The organism is Stenotrophomonas sp. YJH_SMC_133 (assembly GCF_059370655.1).
Genome location: NZ_JCAFTW010000018.1, coordinates 44124 through 62735, shown reverse-complemented (window position 1 = coordinate 62735; position 18612 = coordinate 44124). Strand labels below are relative to the sequence as shown.

At 64.5% G+C, this 18612-nt stretch carries 24 protein-coding genes; 13 read left to right on the top strand and 11 right to left on the bottom strand.

Annotated elements, in window-relative coordinates; translation table 11 throughout:
* A partial coding sequence (locus AC5P78_RS20100) for an integrase core domain-containing protein (protein WP_224481892.1) occupies nt 1–135 on the top strand: 135 nt, incomplete at its 5' end.
* 127 nt (nt 136–262) lie between these two features.
* Here the strand turns inward: AC5P78_RS20100 and AC5P78_RS20095 are convergent.
* A complete protein-coding gene (locus AC5P78_RS20095; RefSeq protein WP_005414723.1) occupies nt 263–511 on the bottom strand; it encodes a hypothetical protein in 249 nt (82 codons plus the stop codon).
* Nucleotides 512–693: 182 nt separating this feature from the next.
* Here AC5P78_RS20095 and AC5P78_RS20090 point away from each other — a divergent pair, with 182 nt between their 5' ends.
* From AC5P78_RS20090 to AC5P78_RS20080, 3 genes are all read left to right on the top strand, one after another.
* Nucleotides 694–1188, top strand: coding sequence for a lipocalin family protein (locus tag AC5P78_RS20090; RefSeq protein WP_012481467.1), 495 nt, complete (start codon nt 694–696; stop codon nt 1186–1188).
* 11 nt (nt 1189–1199) lie between these two features.
* Nucleotides 1200–2408 carry an NAD(P)/FAD-dependent oxidoreductase gene (locus AC5P78_RS20085; protein WP_012481468.1) on the top strand — a complete coding sequence of 403 codons (1209 nt, stop codon included), beginning with the start codon at nt 1200–1202 and terminating at the stop codon, nt 2406–2408.
* A 126-nt stretch (nt 2409–2534) separates the two neighbouring features.
* Nucleotides 2535–3017, top strand: coding sequence for a hypothetical protein (locus tag AC5P78_RS20080; protein ID WP_005411364.1), 483 nt, complete (start codon nt 2535–2537; stop codon nt 3015–3017).
* A 152-nt stretch (nt 3018–3169) separates the two neighbouring features.
* Here the strand turns inward: AC5P78_RS20080 and AC5P78_RS20075 are convergent, their stop codons facing one another.
* Nucleotides 3170–3604, bottom strand: coding sequence for a PepSY domain-containing protein (locus tag AC5P78_RS20075; protein ID WP_012481469.1), 435 nt, complete (start codon nt 3602–3604; stop codon nt 3170–3172).
* Nucleotides 3605–3755: 151 nt separating this feature from the next.
* On the opposite strand from AC5P78_RS20075, the gene AC5P78_RS20070 reads away from it, so the two are divergent.
* From AC5P78_RS20070 to AC5P78_RS20060, 3 genes are read left to right on the top strand one after another with little or no spacing between them, the layout of a single operon-like run.
* A complete protein-coding gene (locus AC5P78_RS20070) occupies nt 3756–4046 on the top strand; it encodes a PepSY domain-containing protein (protein WP_012481470.1) in 291 nt (96 codons plus the stop codon).
* Nucleotides 4046–4705 (top strand): response regulator transcription factor, encoded by a 660-nt coding sequence (locus tag AC5P78_RS20065; protein WP_005414726.1) that lies wholly within the window; start codon nt 4046–4048, stop codon nt 4703–4705. Before AC5P78_RS20070 ends, AC5P78_RS20065 begins: the two co-directional genes overlap by 1 nt.
* Nucleotides 4702–6021: a sensor histidine kinase gene (locus AC5P78_RS20060; RefSeq protein WP_049418802.1), complete on the top strand. Its 1320-nt coding sequence runs from the start codon at nt 4702–4704 to the stop codon at nt 6019–6021. Before AC5P78_RS20065 ends, AC5P78_RS20060 begins: the two co-directional genes overlap by 4 nt.
* Nucleotides 6022–6466: 445 nt before the next feature.
* Here AC5P78_RS20060 and AC5P78_RS20055 read toward each other — a convergent pair whose 3' ends face one another.
* Both AC5P78_RS20055 and speA read right to left on the bottom strand, forming a co-directional pair.
* Entirely contained in the window at nt 6467–6787 is a 321-nt protein-coding gene (locus AC5P78_RS20055; protein ID WP_005411369.1) for a DUF6122 family protein, read from the bottom strand.
* 37 nt (nt 6788–6824) lie between these two features.
* A complete protein-coding gene (gene speA / locus AC5P78_RS20050; RefSeq protein WP_005411370.1) occupies nt 6825–8714 on the bottom strand; it encodes an arginine decarboxylase in 1890 nt (629 codons plus the stop codon).
* A 191-nt stretch (nt 8715–8905) separates the two neighbouring features.
* Between speA and speE the strand changes: the two genes are divergently transcribed.
* The gene (gene speE, locus AC5P78_RS20045) at nt 8906–9757 is read left to right on the top strand and encodes a polyamine aminopropyltransferase (protein WP_005414731.1); all 852 of its coding nucleotides are present in this window, start codon (nt 8906–8908) and stop codon (nt 9755–9757) included.
* A gap of 117 nt (nt 9758–9874) precedes the next feature.
* Here speE and AC5P78_RS20040 read toward each other — a convergent pair whose 3' ends face one another.
* Complete coding sequence (locus tag AC5P78_RS20040) at nt 9875–10780, bottom strand: aspartyl/asparaginyl beta-hydroxylase domain-containing protein (RefSeq protein WP_024957655.1); 906 nt, start codon at nt 10778–10780, stop codon at nt 9875–9877.
* 435 nt (nt 10781–11215) lie between these two features.
* On the opposite strand from AC5P78_RS20040, the gene AC5P78_RS20035 reads away from it, so the two are divergent.
* Nucleotides 11216–11875, top strand: coding sequence for an RIO1 family regulatory kinase/ATPase domain-containing protein (locus AC5P78_RS20035; protein ID WP_099527042.1), 660 nt, complete (start codon nt 11216–11218; stop codon nt 11873–11875).
* Nucleotides 11876–11991: 116 nt separating this feature from the next.
* Entirely contained in the window at nt 11992–12639 is a 648-nt protein-coding gene (locus AC5P78_RS20030; protein ID WP_242014935.1) for a hypothetical protein, read from the top strand.
* Between the two features lie 137 nt (nt 12640–12776).
* On the opposite strand, the gene AC5P78_RS20025 is transcribed toward AC5P78_RS20030, so the two are convergent.
* Nucleotides 12777–13115, bottom strand: a complete 339-nt coding sequence (locus tag AC5P78_RS20025) for a P-II family nitrogen regulator (protein ID WP_005411374.1) — start codon at nt 13113–13115, stop codon at nt 12777–12779.
* Between the two features lie 155 nt (nt 13116–13270).
* On the opposite strand from AC5P78_RS20025, the gene ubiK reads away from it, so the two are divergent.
* Both ubiK and arr read left to right on the top strand, forming a co-directional pair.
* On the top strand, nt 13271–13522 hold the full coding sequence (ubiK, locus tag AC5P78_RS20020) for a ubiquinone biosynthesis accessory factor UbiK (protein WP_005411375.1): 252 nt from the start codon (nt 13271–13273) through the stop codon (nt 13520–13522).
* 126 nt (nt 13523–13648) lie between these two features.
* Complete coding sequence (gene arr, locus AC5P78_RS20015) at nt 13649–14083, top strand: NAD(+)--rifampin ADP-ribosyltransferase (RefSeq protein ID WP_044571000.1); 435 nt, start codon at nt 13649–13651, stop codon at nt 14081–14083.
* Here the strand turns inward: arr and AC5P78_RS20010 are convergent.
* The 5 genes from AC5P78_RS20010 to AC5P78_RS19990 form a co-directional block, all read right to left on the bottom strand.
* The gene (locus tag AC5P78_RS20010) at nt 14076–14522 is read right to left on the bottom strand and encodes a DUF4279 domain-containing protein (RefSeq protein WP_012481476.1); all 447 of its coding nucleotides are present in this window, start codon (nt 14520–14522) and stop codon (nt 14076–14078) included. The two genes, arr and AC5P78_RS20010, sit on opposite strands and share 8 nt — an antisense overlap.
* A gap of 98 nt (nt 14523–14620) precedes the next feature.
* Entirely contained in the window at nt 14621–15349 is a 729-nt protein-coding gene (locus AC5P78_RS20005; protein WP_139338733.1) for a hypothetical protein, read from the bottom strand.
* 58 nt (nt 15350–15407) lie between these two features.
* A complete protein-coding gene (locus tag AC5P78_RS20000) occupies nt 15408–15803 on the bottom strand; it encodes a hypothetical protein (protein ID WP_143566062.1) in 396 nt (131 codons plus the stop codon).
* Between the two features lie 634 nt (nt 15804–16437).
* Nucleotides 16438–16767, bottom strand: coding sequence for a hypothetical protein (locus tag AC5P78_RS19995; RefSeq protein WP_012481479.1), 330 nt, complete (start codon nt 16765–16767; stop codon nt 16438–16440).
* Nucleotides 16768–17005: 238 nt separating this feature from the next.
* The gene (locus tag AC5P78_RS19990; protein ID WP_012481480.1) at nt 17006–17608 is read right to left on the bottom strand and encodes a DUF998 domain-containing protein; all 603 of its coding nucleotides are present in this window, start codon (nt 17606–17608) and stop codon (nt 17006–17008) included.
* Nucleotides 17609–18235: 627 nt separating this feature from the next.
* Between AC5P78_RS19990 and AC5P78_RS19985 the strand changes: the two genes are divergently transcribed.
* Nucleotides 18236–18592, top strand: coding sequence for a hypothetical protein (locus AC5P78_RS19985; RefSeq protein WP_024957929.1), 357 nt, complete (start codon nt 18236–18238; stop codon nt 18590–18592).
* Nucleotides 18593–18612: the final 20 nt, after the last annotated feature.

Genomic DNA, 18612 nt, shown 5'->3' with positions numbered 1-18612 from the left:
TCCTCGGACCAGCGCAATTCCGTGCTGACCCAATGGCTGCACCACTACAACTGGCACCGCCCTCACATGGGGATCGGTGGCCAGCCACCTATTTCCAGAGTCCTGCTGAACAACGTGGTGGGTTTACACAGTTAGTCGACTATCGCGCGCAGCGCGGGCTTTGGCACAGCGTCCAGCGAAGAGCAGTCGACTAACAGTCGACTCTACCCCGTCGGTTCACCCCGCCCACGTTTCCGCGCGCACGCGCGCCACGCCGGCGAAGTCAGTACTTCAGGCGCAGCTCTTCGACGGCCGGCTGCTGCAGCGCGTACCAGTCCTGGAACTCTTCCTCGGTGATCTCATCGGGCGCGTACACCGCCACCGGGTGCCAGTCGTGGTCGGTGGGCAGCGGCTGGCGCGGGCCGGCACGCAGGCTGTAGCTGACGCCCTCGTAGTCGACCAGGTCATCAACCTGCGGCCACTGCTCGCGTGCGAACGCGGATTCACTCTTCAACAGGATCACCTGGTACATCGGCACCTCCACCTCGGTTGGATCAGGAAAACACGGCGCTGGCGGCAGCATACCGCCACGCCGGTGACAACGGGCACGCCGCAGCGGCGACGGAACGTTCTGGACACGGCCATCGCCCCGGCTTCACCCGCCCATGGCAAGGCCATCGGCATCGTGGAGGCCCACCCCTGCCACGACCGCCGATGACCGACCACCCGCCGCTGAAGACCGTCGCCGACCTCAAGCTGCCTCGCTACCTGGGCACCTGGTACGAAATCGCACGCCTGCCGATGCGCCACGAGCCGGAAGGCTGCACCGACGTATCGGCGCACTACACCCTGCTCGACAACGGCAACGTCGGCGTCACCAACCGCTGCCGCATGGACGGCGACGTCGAGGAAGCCACCGGCGAGGCCTGTGCCATCGACAACGACAGCGCGCGCCTGGAGGTGAGCTTCCTGCCCAAGGGCCTGCGCTGGTTGCCGTTCGCCAAGGGCGACTACTGGGTGATCCAGGTCGCTCCGGACTACAGCGTGGCGCTGGTCGGCAGCCCGGACCGCAAGTACCTGTGGCTGCTGGCCCGCGAACCGCAGCTGGACGCCACCGTGCAGGATCATTATCTGGCCACCGCCCGCCTGCAGGGCTTCGATCTGTCCGAACTGATCCACACCCCGCACACCGGTCGCCCCACAGCCTGAGCCGCCCACTCATGGACCTGAAGAGTGGCTACCCGTGGTGGGCGGTGCGCAACGGCCTGATCCACGCCTTCCCACCGCTGGAGCGGGATCTGCGCTGCGACGTGCTGGTGGTCGGCGGCGGCATCACCGGTGCGCTGATTGCCGACGAGTTGTCCGGGCATGGCCACGACGTGGCGGTGATCGAGCAGCGTGACATCGGCTGGGGCAGCACCGCTGCCAGCACCGCGCTGCTGCAGTACGAGATCGACACCCACCTGCTGGAACTGGCCCAGCGCTATGGCCAGGACGCCGCGGCGCTTGCCTACCGGGCGTGTGCGGAAGCAATCCCAGCGCTGGGCGACGTGGCACGCGGGTTGAAGGACGTGGATTTCCAGCGCATGGACAGCCTGTACCTGGCCAGCCGCCATCGCGACGTTCCGCGCCTGATGGCCGAAGGTGAGGCGCGGCGCAGCATCGGTCTGGATGCCCGCTGGCTGGGCCCGGAGGCACTGCAGGAACGCTTCGACGTGGACGCCGGTGGTGCCCTGCTCACGCGCCAGGCGGCGCGGGTCGATCCGTATCGGCTGACCTATGCACTGCTGCAGCGCCTGCGTCGGCGCGGCGGCCACGTGCATGACCGCACGGTGCTGCACAGCCTCGACGCCACTGCGCGCGGGGTGACCGCCCGTACCGAAGACGGTGCCACCATCCGCGCACGCCACGTGGTGCTGGCCATGGGCTATGCCAACCAGCGCTGGCTCAAGCAACGGGTTGCACGCAACCGCAGCAGCTACGCCTTCATCACCGATCCCATCGATGCGGACGTGCTCGGCCGGCTGCGCACCACCATGGTGTGGGAGAGCGCCCGCCCCTACCTGTACCTGCGCGCCACCGGCGACCGTCGCCTGCTGGTGGGCGGGCTGGACGACGCCATCGACATCCCCGCCCGCCGCGACCGGCGCGTTCAGAGCAAGGCCGACAAGCTGATGAAGCAGCTGCTGCATTGGTTCCCACGGCTGGACCCGGTGCCGGCGTTTTCCTGGGCCGGCACCTTCGCCGAAACGGCGGACGGCCTGCCGTTCTTCGGCCCGCACGATCAGTGGGGGCCGCGGGTGCACTTCGCCATGGCCTACGGCGGCAACGGCATCACCTATTCGATGATCGGCGCGCAGCTGCTGCGGGCCGGGATCGAGCGGCGGGCGCATCCGCTGGCGGGGCTGTTCGGGTTCGGGCGGTTGTAGCCTGCAGCCAGGCATGGCCTGGCTCTACCGCGAGCGGGCGCCGACAGGCATCATTCAAGCAGCCCCTGCTAGCGTCGGCCTGTACCGCCGCGTGTTGCGCGGCCATCTGTCCGCTGGAGCACCGTCATGATCCGCCCCCTGACCCTGCTGCTGTGCCTGGCCCTGCCGGGAACCGTGCTGGCCCAGTCCGCCGCCGGCGCCACCGCGCCGCAGGCTGCCGGCCTGGACCTGACGCTGCCGCAGGCGCCGATGCGCTACCTCAACGACCCGGCCCTGCAGCAGGACCCGCCGGGCACGTACTACGGTGACAAGAGCGGCCCGCGCGTGCACGACGACGCGAAGATCGCCGACGTCACCGATGACAAGGTCAAGGTATCCGGCAGCTTCACCACCGGTATCGGCTATTCCAAGAACGGTGGCAACAGCCACTACAACGCCGCCACGCTGAACCTGAGCAAGAACTACACCACCGATGAGGGCAAGACCCACGGGGTCAACGTCAACATCCACGTGAGCGAAGGCAAGGGCCCGGGCTTCTTCGGCCCGTACGGCGGCTACTACGGCCGCGGCCCGGGCTATTGGGATTACCCGCCGCCGTTTGGCTGGTAAGCCCCGCGTCGGGCCTGGGCCGACCAAGGTCGGCCACTACCGCTGCGTACGCTTGGTAGGTGTCGACCTTGCATGTGCCGGTGGGTGTCGACCTTGGTCGACACGCTCTGCATTCCGTGCCGGCCAGCGGCCAGCACCTACCCGCACGGGAATCAATCCAGCCAGCCATCGCGCTCGCTGTGCAGGATGCGGCCGTCATAACCGCTCAGGCGCACCTCTACCTTCTGGTTGCGGGCATTGCGGGCTTCGAGCGACCAGGTCGCACCATCGCGTTCCAGCGAATGGATCTCGCGCAGGCCATGCGCCTGTGCCCGTGCCAGCACCTGCTCGGTGGTCAACAGCGCGCGGCTGCTGTGCTCATCGAAGATCTCGCCGGTCTTCGGGTCCACGTAGACCTCGCTGAAGCGGCCATCGGCGCGGCTCACGTCAGCCTCCCACAGGCCATCATCCCGTTCGATCTCATGGATCCGGGTGTAGCCGGCCTTGCGCAGGGTCTGTTCAACCTGGGCCATGCCCAGCGGCGCAGCCTGTACGGCCGGCGCGACGGCCAGCAGGGCAACAGTGGCGAGGGTGAGTGACTTCAACATGGGGGTTCTCCTGTTCGTGTTCGTGGCCGGACCATCCCGGCAACGCCACAATGCACCCCGTGGTTAACAGCGCCTTAGCCGGCACTGTTAGCCAGCTGTTAGTCACCTCCGCCACACTCACGCCTGGTCCTACAGTCCTCCCCGCGCCCCGATGCTCTCCACCCTGCCCCTGCTGCTGGCCCTGGCCAGCGCCCCGACCGCCGCCGCGCCCGCACAGGACCCGGCGCAGCAGGTCGCGCGCCGCGCCGTGCAGCAGGGCCGCTACGTGCCATTGGAAAGCGTGGTGCGCGATGCGCTCAAGCGCTTTCCGGGCCAACTGCTGGAAGTGGAGCTGGACGACGGCGTCTACGAAGTGGAGATCCTGCGCGGCGACGGCGTGGTGGTGGAGCTGGACTATGATGCGCGCAGCGGAAGGCTGCTGAAGACGGAGCTGGACGACTGATGCGCATCCTGTTGGCCGAAGACGATGCCGCACTGGCACAGCGCCTGGTGCCCCTGCTGGAACAGGCCGGCTACGTGGTGCACGTGGTCGCCGACGGCCGCCAGGCCGAGGAGATCGGCCAGATCGAAGACCTGCAGGCGGCCATCGTCGACCTGGGCCTGCCCGGGCTGGACGGATTGAGCGTGATCGAGCGCTGGCGCGGCAACGGCCGCAGCTTCCCGGTGCTGGTGCTGACCGCACGCGGGCGCTGGCACGACAAGCTGGCCGGCTTCGACGCCGGCGCCGACGATTACCTCACCAAACCGTTCCAGGCCGACGAACTGGTGCTGCGCCTGCGCGCCCTGATCCGCCGCAGCCATGGCCACGCCAGCCCGCGCCTGCACTGCGGACCACTGCAGCTGGACGTCAACGCTGGCCGTTTCGAGCTGGACGGCCAAGCGCTGTCGCTCAGCCCGCAGGAATTCCGCCTGCTCAGTTACTTCATCCACCACAGCGGCCAGGTGATCGGCCGCGACCGGCTGGGCGAACAGGTGTTCGACGGCGGCCACGACCCGGACTCCAATGCGCTGGACGTGCTGCTCGGACGCGTGCGCCGCAAGCTCGGCATCGATCTGATCCAGACCGTGCGTGGCCAGGGCTGGCGGCTGGCCGCGCCGTGAGCCGGCAATCCTCGCTGCGTCGGCGCCTGCTGCTGGCTGGCGGCGCCGGCCTGCTGCTGGTTTCGCTGCTGGCCAGCGCGCTGCTGGGCGAACTGTTCAAGCGCAGCGCGCGTGACCGCCTCGACCACGAACTGCAGCAGGACATGCTGACCCTGCTGGCGCAGGCCGAAGTGGACCCCGAAGGACAGCTGCGCCTGCGCCAGGAACCGAATGACGCGCGCTTCCAGCGCGTGTTCTCCGGTGCCTATTGGCAGATTGCCGGTGCCGATGGCCGCGTGCTGCTGCAGTCGCGCTCGCTGTGGGATGAAACCCTGCCGGCCATGGCCACAGGTGCGGCCACCCGCAATCTGGCTGGGCCACTACAGCAATCCCTGCGTGCACGCGTGCAACAGGTGCGCCTGCCGCGCGCCAGCGCACCGTTCGTGGCCGTGGTTGCCACCGACCGCAGCGCGCTGGATGCGGATGTAGCTGCGTTCCGCAAGCGCACCGCCATCGCCCTGGGCGTGCTGGTCACGGCGTGGCTGGCGGTGCTCGCCAGCCAGGTCCACTTCGGCCTGCGCCCGCTGCATCGCCTCGGTGCGCAGCTGGAACGGGTACGGCGCGGCGATGCGCAGCGCATCGACACGCAGGAACTGGGAGCGGAAGTCGCACCACTGGGTGAGGAACTCAACGCGCTGCTGGACCACCAGCAACGCATGGTCGCGCGCGCGCGCACCAGCGCACAGGATCTGGCGCATGCGCTGAAAACCCCGTTGAGCGTATTGGCCACCGAGGCCGACGGCGACGGCAGGGACTGGCGGGCGACCGTTCGTGAGCAGAGCGCCCGCATGCAGGCCAGTGTCGACCGCTACCTGGCCGCTGGGTTGGCCGCCGACCATCGCCAACGCACCGACGTGGCGACTGTCGCGCAGGCGCTGTGCCGGCTGATGGCACGCGTGCATGGCGAACGCGGCATTGCGTTCACAGCGGAAGGCATTGATCCGGCGTTACAGTTCGCCGGTGCCAGTGCGGATCTGGAAGAGATGCTGGGTAATCTGTTGGACAACGCCGGGCGGTGGGCGCAACAGCAGGTCACTGTCGAAGCGGAAGCCCACGACGGGCAGTTACGCATCGAAGTGCGTGATGACGGCCCTGGCCTGGCGGCGGATGCGCTGTCCCAGGTCACACAGCGTGGTGTACGCCTGGATGAGCGCGAGGGCAGCAGTGGATTGGGGTTGGCCATCGTGGGCGATATCGCCGCCAGTTATGGCGGGCGCCTGGCGCTGGAAAATGCGCAGCCCGGCCTGCGCGCAACGTTGTGGTTGCCGGTGGCGTGAAGCGGCCAACCTAACGGTGGGTAGTGCCGGCCGCTGGCCGGCAACCACGTAGTCACCGGGAACGCCCTGCGGAAGCCGGCCAGCGGCCGGCTCTACCGAGCGCCAATCCGGCCGGTCGCCGTACACCCGGCAGGTGTCGACATTGGCCAACCTAACGATGGGGAGTGCCGGCCGCTGGCCGGCAACCACGTGGTCACCGGAAACGCCCAGCGGAAGCCGGCCAGCGGCCGGCTCTACCAAGCGCCAATCCGGCCGGTCGCCGTACGCCCGGTAGGCGTCGACATTGGCCAACCCAACGATGGGGAATGCCGGCCGCTGGCCGGCAACCACGTGGTCGCCGGGAACGCCTTGGGGAAGCCGGCCAGCGGCCGGCTCTACCAAGCGCCAATCCGACCGGTCGCCGTACACCCGGTAGGTGTCGACCTTGGTCGACACACATCAAACATCAACGGTGATGCATCCACCAGCAATCAATCGCGTCCAGCACGATGTGGATGATCAAACCGATGCCGAACAACCGCGTTTTCTTCGGCACGCACAGCCCGGCATAGACCGCAATCGCCGGTGCGGTGTGCAAGGGATGGAAACCGATGCTGCAGCGGTTCGGTGCATAGATCGGGTCGGCCAGCAGATGGTCCAGGTCGATGATCCATCCCAGCAGCATCAGCAGCCACGCCGAAGCAAAGCGCTTGCGCCAGAACAGCCATGCCAGCAGGGCTGGCACGGCGGCATGCAGGAACAGGTGGAAGATCGCGCGCGCGCTCATCGGCAACGGCGGCGCCGGGCAAACCCGGCGCCGTCCATCAGACCAGCGGTTCGTCGGACAGGTAGGTGTAACCGGTCAGGCCGGCTTCCAGCGCCTCCGACAACTCCTGCGCACGTTCCGGCGACAACTGGGCCTCGGCCACGCGCTGCGCATAGGTCGCACGCAGTTCGTCCAGGCGGTAACCCACGTAATCCAGCATCACGTCGGTGGTGTCACCACGGCGCTGCTGGGTGATCGCGTAGCCATCGGCATCGGCCAGCACTTCCACCGCGTCGGTATCGCCGAACAGATTGTGGATGTCGCCCAGGATTTCCTGGTAGGCGCCGACCATGAAGAAGCCGATGCGGTAGCTCTCGCCCGGCTTCATCTTGTGCAGCGGCAGCGAGCTGTCCAGGCTCTCGTTCTCGACATAGGTTTCCACCATGCCGTCCGAGTCGCAGGTCATGTCGGCGATGATGCCGCGGCGGTCGGGGGTTTCGTCCAGGCGCTCGATCGGCACGATCGGGAACACCTGGTCGATCGCCCACACGTCCGGGATCGACTCGAACACGCTGAAGTTGACGAAGTACTTGTCGACCAGGCGCTCGTTCAGTTCGTCCAGCACCGGGCGGTGGCTCTTCTCGTCATAGCTCAGGCGCGCACGCACGCCGTGGGCGATGGCGTAGAACAGGTCGTCGATGCGCGCACGCTGCGGCAGGTCGATCTGGCCCAGCGCGTAGCTGGCCAGGCCTTCGGCATGGAAATGCTGCGCTTCCTGGAACAGCTCCACCGCCGGGCGCACGTCCAGCTCGTCGTGGATCTCGCGCAGGTGGCGGATCGCCGCCGGTTCGTCGTCGTGCTGGTCCGGCACGCGGCCTTCCTGCGCCTCTTCCACTTCCGAGACGTTGGCGATCAGCACCGCGTGGTGCGCGGTCATCGCGCGACCGCACTCGGTCACGATGCGCGGCGGGGTGAGGCCGAACTCTTCGCACGCGTTGGCCAGCGGCTGCACGATGTTGCTGGCATAGGAATGCAGGCCGTAGTTGATCGAGCAGAAGCTGCGCGAACGGGTGCCTTCATAGTCCACGCCCAAGCCACCGCCCACGTCGACGTGGGTGATCTTCGCGCCCAGGCGCGACAGCTCCACGAAGTAGCGGGTGGCTTCGCGCATGCCGTTGGCGATGTCGCGCACGTTGGAGATCTGCGAGCCCATGTGGAAGTGCAGCAGGTTCAGGCAGTCGGCGTACTCGGTGTCACGCAGCGACTTCCACAGGTCCAGCAGCTGGCGCGGCGACAGGCCGAACTTGGCCTTGTCGCCACCGCTGTTCTGCCACTTGCCGGCGCCCAGCGAGGCCAGGCGCATGCGCACGCCCAGGCCCGGCTTCACGTCCAGCGCCTTGGACTCTTCCAGCACCAGCTTCAGCTCGGACGGCTTCTCGATGACGATGAAGGTCTGCAGGCCCAGCTTGCGGCCGATCAGGGCCAGGCGGATGTACTCGCGGTCCTTGTAGCCGTTGCAGACGATCAGGCCACCCGGGCGCGACAGCGCCAGCACGGCCATCAGCTCGGGCTTGCTGCCCGCTTCCAGGCCGAAGCCCTCGCCGTGGTGGCTGGCCAGGGTGCCGGCCACGCCGCGGGTCTGGTTGACCTTGATCGGGTACACCGCGGTGTAGCCACCGCTGTACTCCCAGTCCTGCTGGGCCTGGGCGAAGGCCGCCTGCAGCTTGCCCAGGCGCTGGCCGAGGATGTCCGGGAAGCGCACCAGCAGCGGCAGCTTGGCACCGGCCGCGCGCGCAGCATCGACCACCTTGGGCAGCGACACCACCGGGCCGTCGGCCCCGGTCGGTCTCACCACCATGTGCCCGGCCTGATCCACGTCGAAGTAACCGTCCGCCCAATGCGGGATCGAGTAGGTCTTGCGGGCTTGGTCGAGGGACCAATCGGTCATTTCAGTCGGCCTTGTTGGCAATAAAAGGGGGGGCATGATAACGCCTATATGCCCACAGGTTCGTTATCATGCGCGCCCGCGCCCGTGACAGGTTCCAACCTGAACGGGCCGATCCGTCCGGATGTGGCATCTGTGCCACGCGGCCCCGCCCGCCAGCCCGGCTCCACCCCTCCGAACAGGACTGTTTTCCAATGACTGACAGCAACAACTGGTACATCGAACACTTCGAGCGCACCGGCTCGGCCATCGGCTACCGCATCACCGGCAAGCTGGACGAGGTGCAGTCGCCGTTCCAGAAGATCGAGATCTTCCAGACCACCGACTGGGGCAACCTGATGACCATCGACGGGGCCATCATGCTGACCAGCAAGGACAACTTCTTCTACCACGAGATGATCAGCCACCCGGTGCTGTTCACCCACGCCGCGCCCAAGCGCGTGGTGATCATCGGCGGCGGCGACTGCGGCACCCTGCGCGAAGTGCTCAAGCACACCGGCGTGGAGAGCGTGACCCAGTGCGATATCGACGAGCAGGTCACGGTGATGGCGCGCAAGCACTTCCCGGAACTGTGCGACTCCAACGACGACGCCCGCGCCGAGCTGCTGTTCGACGACGGCGTGGCCTACATGGCCAACTGCCCGGCGGGCAGCGTGGACGTGGTGATCGTGGACTCGACCGACCCGGTCGGCCCGGGTGAAGGCCTGTTCAACAAGGCCTTCTACGAGAGCTGCTTCAAGGCCCTGAAGGACGACGGCATCCTGGTGCAGCAGTCCGAGTCGCCGCTGATGCAGCTGGAGCTGATCAACGAAATGCGCGCCGAGATGGGCAAGGCCGGCTTCGGTTCGTTCAAGACCCTGCCATTCCCGCAGCCGTGCTACCCCACCGGCTGGTGGAGCGTGACCATGGCGCGCAAGGGCGACAGCAGCTTCGATTTCCGCCAGGCCGACTCGGCTGCCAAGACCTTCAACACCCTGTACTACACCGCCGCGCTGCACACCGGCGTGCTGGTGACCCCGCCCTTCGTACAGGCGGCACTGAAGTAAGGCGTGCCGACCAACGGTCGGCACCCACCCATGCAAAAAAAAACCCGCGCTGGCGACAGCGCGGGTTTTTTCATGTTCCGGTAGTGCCGGCCGCTGGCCGGCAACCTCATGCAACGATCAGAGCGCCCAGATACCGGCAATCACCGCCACCACCAGGCCCCACTTGATCAGCTGGTAGGCCACCACGCTGCGCTCGCGCAGTGCCTTGGCCTTCAGGCGCACCTTGTAGACGCTGCCGAACGCCTTGTTGACGCCACCGGTCGGGTCACCCGGCAGGTTCGGCGAGGCACCACCGGCCAGCAGCGTGGCCGCCACCGCGCGGTTGAACAGGCCCGGCAGGCCGAAGCGCAGCGGGCGGGCGATGTCGCAGAACAGGATCACCCGGTCATCGGGCGTCTCGTTGTGCGCGTGGTGGATGTAGGTCTCGTCGAACATCATCCACTCGCCATCGCGCCAGCTCTTCTTGATGCCGTCCACTTCGATGTAGCAGCCGTCGTTGTTCGGCGTGGCCAGGCCCAGGTGCAGGCGCAGCGAACCGGCGAACGGGTCGCGGTGCGGGCGCAGCTCGCTGCCCGACGGCAGCTGCGCGAACATCGCCGCACGCACGTCCGGTAGGGACTCCAGCAACGCCGTGGTCTTGGGGCACATCGCCTTCGCCGACGGGTGCGACGGGCCGTACCACTTCAGGTAGAAGCGCTTCCAGCCACGGCGGAAGAACGAATTGAAACCGGCATCATTGAACGTGCTGGACGCGGCGATCTTCTGCGCATCGCGCAGCGCCAGCGCTTCATCGCGGATCATCTGCCAGTTCTGGCGCAGCGGCTCCAGCTGCGGGAACTCCTTGGCCGGGTCCAGGAACGGCGTGGTCGGCACCTTCGAGAACATGTACATGACCACGTTGATCGGGGCCATGAAACTGGAGTGGTCCAGCAGCTGGCGCGACCAGCGCGCGCGGACCTTGCCACGGAAGTGGATGTACAGCACGCAGGCGACGAACAGCGCTGCAATGACGATTTTGATGATCAAAGCACTTTCCTCCAGCCGCGGCCGGAACGGGAATCGGGGCGATGCACGGCCTGGTGGCCAGCATCGGTAAGGAACGCGGCAGGGAACGGGGACGTGCCGAAGGGTGCGGCCGCCGATGTCGCGAATTAACAGCTTATGGTCGGCAGGCCGTGCGTCGGGGTCAAGCCGGACGTGCGCGACGTTCAGCGGGCCGCGGATGAACGAACCGATGCGGCGCCCAACCTATTGATTCGGAAAGAACCGTCGACCAAGTGAGACATAATTGTCCGATTGAGCGCGACGAACTGTTCCAGCCACGCCCCTGACATTTCTCCGACAAATCGTGGAATAGCGAACTGGCGAGTACTAAAATTAACGAAAACTTAGTAACTCCCTGTAACACCGGTTCGCTTGACGCTTTGCGCCACCCACCGGGTCGTCCGAGACCCCGACATGTATCTTCCTGCTCTGCCCCCCTCCTCCTGCGGCGATGAGGCCGCCACCCCGCTGCTGCTCAAGCGCGGCGAACGCTTCCTGGCCCCTGACGTCTATCGCACCTGCCTGGACGGGCGCGAGGCAGTCATCAAGGACTATTCCCGCTACCGCGGCACTCCCGTTTCGCTGATCGCGCGACTGATGGTGCGCCGCGAGGCCCGCATGCTGCAGCGCCTCGGCGGCTGGAAGCACGCCCCCGCGCTGCTCGGCACCCTCGGTGGCCTGGCGCTGGGCATGGAGTTCATCCCCGGCCAGACCCTGAGCACCGCACAGGCCGTGGGCAATGAGGTGTTCGAGCAGCTGCAGCACGCGCTCAGCCGTTTGCACGCCGCCGGCATCAGCCACAACGACCTGCATGGCACCAACGTGGTGGTCAGCGGCGGCGTACCGGTGCTGCTGGACTTCACCTCGGCCTGGCGCGCTCCACGCTGGCTGCGCCGCAACCCGCTGAGCCGGCAACTGAGCCGCAGCGACATGAAGAACCTGCTGAAGATCCGCCAGCGCGTGACCGGCCAGGCGCCAAGTGCCGCGCAGGCCGCACTGGTGGCCGACCCGGGCTGGGTCGCGGCCGTGCGGCAGGGCTGGAAGCGGTTCTACAAGTGGGCCAAGCGGCGGTAAGCGCTGTTCGCCCTGCATTGCTTGCGCGACTGCTGTTTGCCCCGCATTTGCCCCGGGCCACACGCCCGATGTGCTCTGCGATACTCGTCGGCACGCCACTCGCAAGGATGCTGGGGATGCCGACACCTGAACACACCCGCCTGCTGACTGCAGCCGCAAGATCCATACTGCGCCCCTTGGGCTGCGTGCAAAAGGGCCGTTCGCGCACTTGGCTTGACGACCAGGGCTGGTGGGTCGGGGTGGTCGAGTTCCAGCCTTCGGCATGGGACAGGGGCAGCTACCTCAATGTCGGCGCCTGCTGGCTCTGGGAAGAAAAGGACTACCTGTCCTTCGACGTGGGCGGCCGCGTTGCCGGATTCGAACGCTTCACCGAAACCGCCGAGTTTGCCTCGGCCGCACAGGCACTGGCCGAGCAGGCCGCCGCCGAGGTACTGGCCCTGCGTGACCGTTTCCCCACCCCGGGGCATGTGCGTGCATTGATGAACCGCCACCCCAAACCGGGCATCCGCGAACACATCCATGCGGGCATCACTGCCGGGCTGGCGGGCGCTTACGACGAGGGTCGCAGGCACTTGGCACTGGCCGCTACGGAGACCCACCCAGCGCCATGGGTCGATGTGCTGAAGCAACGCTGTGCCGAACTCATGCCGCTGCTGCAACGTGATGGCGGCTTCGAGGCAGAGATCGCCGCCACCGTGACGCGCACCCGCCGCGCGCTCGGTCTGCCGGAGTGGCGGTCGTCCACCCTCATTCCGCCGGGTTGATCACACTGGGAGGGTACTTCGTCGAACACGGGTGTTCGCTCCGCCCGATCCCGGTTGTGGAGTCGAGCTTGCTCGACTCTACAACAGAGGGGGCAAGCATCCCGTCGCTCAGACTGCGCAGCGGTCCAGCCCCCCCCTTACAACGCGTCCGCGTCCAACTCACCGGTACGAATACGCACCACACTGCCCAGGTCGTACACAAACACCTTGCCGTCACCAATCTTGCCGGTACCGGCGGCCTTCACGATGGCCTCAACCACGGCCTCCACCTGGTCATCGGTCACCGCCACTTCCAGCTTCACCTTCGGCAGGAAATCGACCACATACTCCGCGCCACGGTACAGCTCGGTGTGGCCCTTCTGGCGACCAAAGCCCTTCACTTCCGTCACCGTGATCCCAGTGACCCCACGCTCGGCCAGCGCTTCGCGCACGTCGTCGAGCTTGAACGGCTTGATCACCGCCATGACCATCTTCATCGTCTATCTCCTGTCTTCCGGCGTGGAGGATAGCGCCTGAACGCGGCCCGTGCGAAGCCGCTGCCGCCTGTCCGGGCAGTGGGTGCCAGCAGTATCCTTGTGCCTGAATGGCCTGCCCGCGCCGGATGCACGGGCCCACCCCCACGGAGCACCCCATGATCGACCTGAATCAAATCGATGACCTCGCCCGTCGCCTCAGCGACCTGGTGCCGCCGGGCCTGCGCGAATCGCGCGAGGAACTGCAGGCCACCTTCAAGAGCGCGCTGCAGGCCGGCCTGGCCAAGCTCGACCTGGTCACCCGCGAGGAGTTCGAAGTGCAGCGCGCCGTGCTGCTGAAGACCCGCGAGAAGCTGGATGCGCTGGAAACCGCCGTACGCGAGCTGGAAGGGCGCGGCGCCGCAGAATGAAAATAGGAGGCGCACTGCGCCTCCCGTTTACAGATTATTTCCCGGATGGGGCCTTGCAGCAAGGGCCACCGGGCGCCCTAGACTCGCCGGCCTGTCGATCCGGCAGGGCAGAGAGGGGCAGCAGCGATGGCGCAGGACACCGATTGGACACCCGTTTCGCATGACACCTGCGACCAGGTCGCCGGGCCGTTCTATCACGGCACCCGCGCTGACCTGGCGGTGGGCGAGCTGCTGAGCGCGGGCTTCCGCTCCAACTATCGCGACAGTGTGGTGATGAACCACATCTACTTCACCACGATCGCCAAGGGCGCCGGGTTGGCTGCGGAGATGGCCCGGGGTGAAGGGCGACCGCGCGTGTATGTGGTGGAGCCGACCGGGCCGTTCGAGGACGACCCGAACGTGACCAACAAGAAGTTTCCCGGGAACCCGACGCGTTCGTATCGGAGTGCGCAGCCGTTGCGGGTGGTTGGGGAGATTACGGAGTGGGAGCTCTACGACGCGGAGTTTATTCGGCAGTTGAAGGCGTTCGTTGCTTCGGGGAGTGGAGAGATCATCAACTGATGGCCTGCTGGCGCTGGGCGTTGCGCACTTCTTCATCGGCTTCATAGATGTCCAGCCCGAGCTCAATGCCGCGCTCACCCAAGGCGAGCAGCGCGCGAGGCGAAAGCGAGACACCATCATTGCTGCTGCCCATGAAAAGGCCACAGAACAGATCAGGCCGGAAGCGTGCCAGAGCCTGCCATACGGCGAGATCGCCGGTGAGTTGATCGAGGATCTCGAAGATCTGCGCTTCCAGATCTTCAGGCTCACGACGCTCCGCATCAAGTCGCCAGCCCCCGGTCCTGGCGATACGCACGGTGCCTGATTGGTTGCCTCTGAGTTCCTGGCCCTTGTGATGCGATGCGGTTGGAGTCGCTCCGAGCAAGGCACTGACTTCTTCGGGCAGGAGGCCGTCTCCGAAGAATCGGAGGGTTACCAGGGAATGATCGAATGCTGACATGGGAATCCAGTTGTCCCTTCGGAATCTCTTCCAATCCACACGTCTCATCGACGTTAGATCAGTTACCCGCCATCGACCCTGAATGAATTATTCGACGACTAGCTAACGAAACCTTCAATGCCGCGATCAGAAAAGCGATCCAGCCCAAAGCAGTGCAGAGATATTTGCGCCGCCGATCGCGTGAGCTTATAGGTCAAATCAAACGGCTTCTCGTATATGTCCGACGCAATTTTCAACATATTTGCACCTGACTCACTGCCGCGCGACGGATTCTTTATCCCCATGATCATCAAACCGTTGGCCATGAATATATTCTTCTGCTGGGATGTAGCGAGTCCGCCCGGGTGCGGATCTGAGAGCAGCTCAATGTCTTTCAAATATACTTTCGATATGATATCTGCGAGACGAAGGTACTCATCGACGGCAATATCCCTTCTAGCACATGCATTGAATAGTTTGCCAACGAATTCTGGCTTTTTCTCTGAATCAAGTCTATCAATCAGGTCGAGGATAGCTGTTCCCGCCGCCTCGGTACCGCCCTTTTTTCGGGATATATCGTCAATGACGCGATCCCGCTCCTCTTTTGATGTCTGTCCAATAACCTTAAGAAATTTGTATATCTTTGCAGCAAATATCCTGGCACTGATTGATGTAACCGCATCATTAGCCTTCATTATTAAGCCAAAGAAAGGGATGTCTTTGGCAAGCCCATCATCGAGAAGGGAGTCGATAGCGACCTCCCCAACCTCCAGGGTGAGGTCAATTAAAGACGGGCTTTTCATTGACTCTACAACAGATGTTTCAATGGTCGCTGGAAGATTGGCCATAGCCTTCTAGAATTTTAGTTAAGCCGCGCCGCGAAGCGGCGTCGGCCTGGATGAATTGTTAGCCGATTTGCTCAATCCACATGTTCGCTTGCCGCTTGCCATTCAACCAATCCGCATAGGTAATCATCCTTTTCCAAGACTGATCATTATCCAACTGCTGGATGCGAGAACTCGACTCATGGGCATTGGAAACCTCAACGAATCTTCTGGCTTGATTGGTGAAACCACGCCGAATCTTCATTGGGCGCCCCATATAGCCGCCCCTCTGATCATCGTCAGCGACAAAAAGAATCCTATCTTCACCATCCGCATTAAAAGTAGGGTCACGAAAAACATCGCCCAGCTTGTGAACTACGTGGCGCTCAGCCTCAATGTAAGACTTGGGCAGGTACCAGATCTTGTACCCAAGCACCTTTTCGCCACCACGCCCTTCTATCAGCTTATCGACATTCATCTCGCAACATGACTGTCGACACCAAAGCTCGGGGATAACATCAACGAATATGGGCGCCCCCTTGCTGATTGACTTGCAAAAGTCTCGAACTTTCGCGTCTATTTGCCCCGGGGTTGTCAGCCCATCAAGCTCCATCAATTGCTCCTCTCGGCCAATTATCTAATAGACGACCCCAGGGTCCGGCTATACAGCTTATCCGCAAAACAGCGCATGGCGGCCTTTCACCTTAATGCAGTTCGATCCTAGACCGACCATGCGCAGCTGACAAGCCAGCGCGTACCCGGACCCGGCGGTGGGCTCATTGACCGAGCCAATGTCCTTTATGTTTCGCATGACGCCCTGTGGCCAGATGCGGACACTCGCAATATCTCAACCACGCCCAGCCACGAAGCGGTTTGGCCCTGAGAGAATGTTCGAGCCGGCCCCTACTTGAACATGTCCAAAAAGTCCTCGTCTTCATGCTGCTGCTTCCACGTGGAGAGTACGCAGAGACTCATCCCACTACGCATGGCAACCACCTGGAATCCTACGAGTTCATTCTTCGTGACACGCTACTGCAAGGCGATTACCGGCTAGCGGCTTTGGTCTCTGGAGCAGCTCCAAGCCGGAACTAGGCATCTACTTCAGCGATTCGTCATTCCCGCCTTTCCGCCTGGATATGGATAGACGAAACACCGGAAACCAAGGAATGATTGGACCAAGCATCCAGCTCTTCCGCAATTGAACCACTCAGGAGCCATCCGCGGCCGGTGCACTGTGCCGAAGCCAGGGCAAGAACCACAAACTCAGGCCACGATTGCGCAGCATGACGGGAGCAGGCACTCACCATGAAGCCGCCCTTGTGATATGGCTCGGCGTGGAGATTGCTGACTTCAAGACCTGCTTGCTCAAACATCCGCGCCGCGACCTTGAGAGCCGCCTGCTGCGATGTGCAACTGGTGAACAAGCGCCAGTACAACTCCATGAGCCCACAATCTTCCAAAAGGCCCTCTGGGCGCGGTCCCTACTTATAGCAGAAGGCGCGCACGACCTTTCCCCTCTTACCACCCGTGGTGCCAGCATCAAGGAACAGATGGTTGAAGAGCACCCACGGCTTGAACAGTGAGCACCCTGGCATGAATCCCGAGAAGATCACCTTGAGCTGGGGCCGGAGAATCGAGAAGCCCTTGTTCGGCCCTCTATGTTCCTGTCGCGCGCCGCCATCAATGCACAGGCTCCGCCTTCAGCGCGCTTGAATCCCTGCGCATCAGGTACAGCGCAACCAGGAACGGCCACAGCGAGTTGATCGACGAGAACAGCCGCTGGGTCAGCCCCCTGAAGCCCTCCGGATCCGCTCCCACCACGTTCAACCAGAGATAGACGATGCCCGCGATGCTCACCATAGCGGTCACGGCGTACGCCCTTCGGTTGGCCGACCACGCGCTCAATTCGATGTGCGACATCGCCGGTGCAATGATGTTGGCGATACCGATGGTGTAGAAGCCGTGCATCGGATGGCCCATGGGCCAGAGCCCGTTGGTCAGCATGGAAATGCCAAAGACCAACCAGCAGATTGCACCTACTGCAATCCGGCGACCGGACTCCCGCCATACCCCGATGGAGAACGCCACGAAGCCCATACCGGAGCCGATAGCCGCAATCCTGCCGCAGATGCTTGCAAGCGTTGGCGCCTGCAGCAGCTCGCTGGCGTGCTGGGCAAGCGGGTTGTAACCCGGCGCGAACAGGGCAGCAACGCTGGTCCAGAACAGGAACCACGGAAGCGGGAGCAGACCCGCAGACAGAAGAAGTCGATTGCGGCGTAACACGTCCAGTGATCCTTGTAGCGGCCTGCGCCAGTGGGTGGAGTCCGTTCAAACGCCGCAGAACCTTCCTGCTGCGGGCAGGACAGTTCCTGGTGACTACAACGGTAGTCAGATTCTGCGTGACGCCCCACGGGGTCAATAGGCAGAAAGTCACTCACGCATGGAGGCGAATTACGCGGCATCCATCAGCGACCGTCAGACCAATGCTGTCGCATTTGCCGCGCCCTACATCTCTGACGGAAGGTTCTGACGACTCCGTTCCAGAAGTGCCGCTGCGCCTAGCACACCAAGGCTCTCGCCCCTTTCCACGCTATGCGACAATGCCAAAAGCGTCTCGGGTTTTGGCGGCATTGACCCCTACCCGTTGGCATTCCGAACAACAGCAGGTAATCGTTACTGCGCCACCGTGCATCGGTGGTCGGGACTCGAAAACCCGTTTTGTCGGGAAGTAGTTTGCGCTTGCCAGCCGGCACCACCGCGCGTGGTGCCGGCTGGCAATCCGTCTGCCGGCTATGGCGGGCGGGGCGTGGGGGTCTTGTACCCGCCGGTTCCCAACATCCGGTTTTCGAGCCACGCTCTGCCCGCCACCTTTATCGGTGGCGGCTTCTGCCTGCTTGCACGGAGCCCGCCATGACCACGCCGCACTCCCCTCCCCCGCGCCCGATCCAGGAAGCGCCCTCGGCCGCCCCGGCCCTGGATCCCAACAGCCTCATCGCCATCCTGCACGCCATCGGCGCGGGCGCTGCGGCCGACGGCCAGCCCTGGCCCGAGCGGCATCACCTGCGCAGCCGGCAGATGGCGTTGTCCGACGCCGACTGCGCACTCACTGGCCAGCGCATCGTGCAGGAGATCCTGCTGGCGGCCGAACGCACGCGCCAGAATGGTGAGCCTGAGCAGTACGTGGGCGACCGGGTGATGGAGGGGCTGGTGATGGCCGATCTGGCGCTTACTGCGTTCATCCACGAACGGGTACGGCCCAAGGACTGAGCGCTTGTGGCGCGTACGAT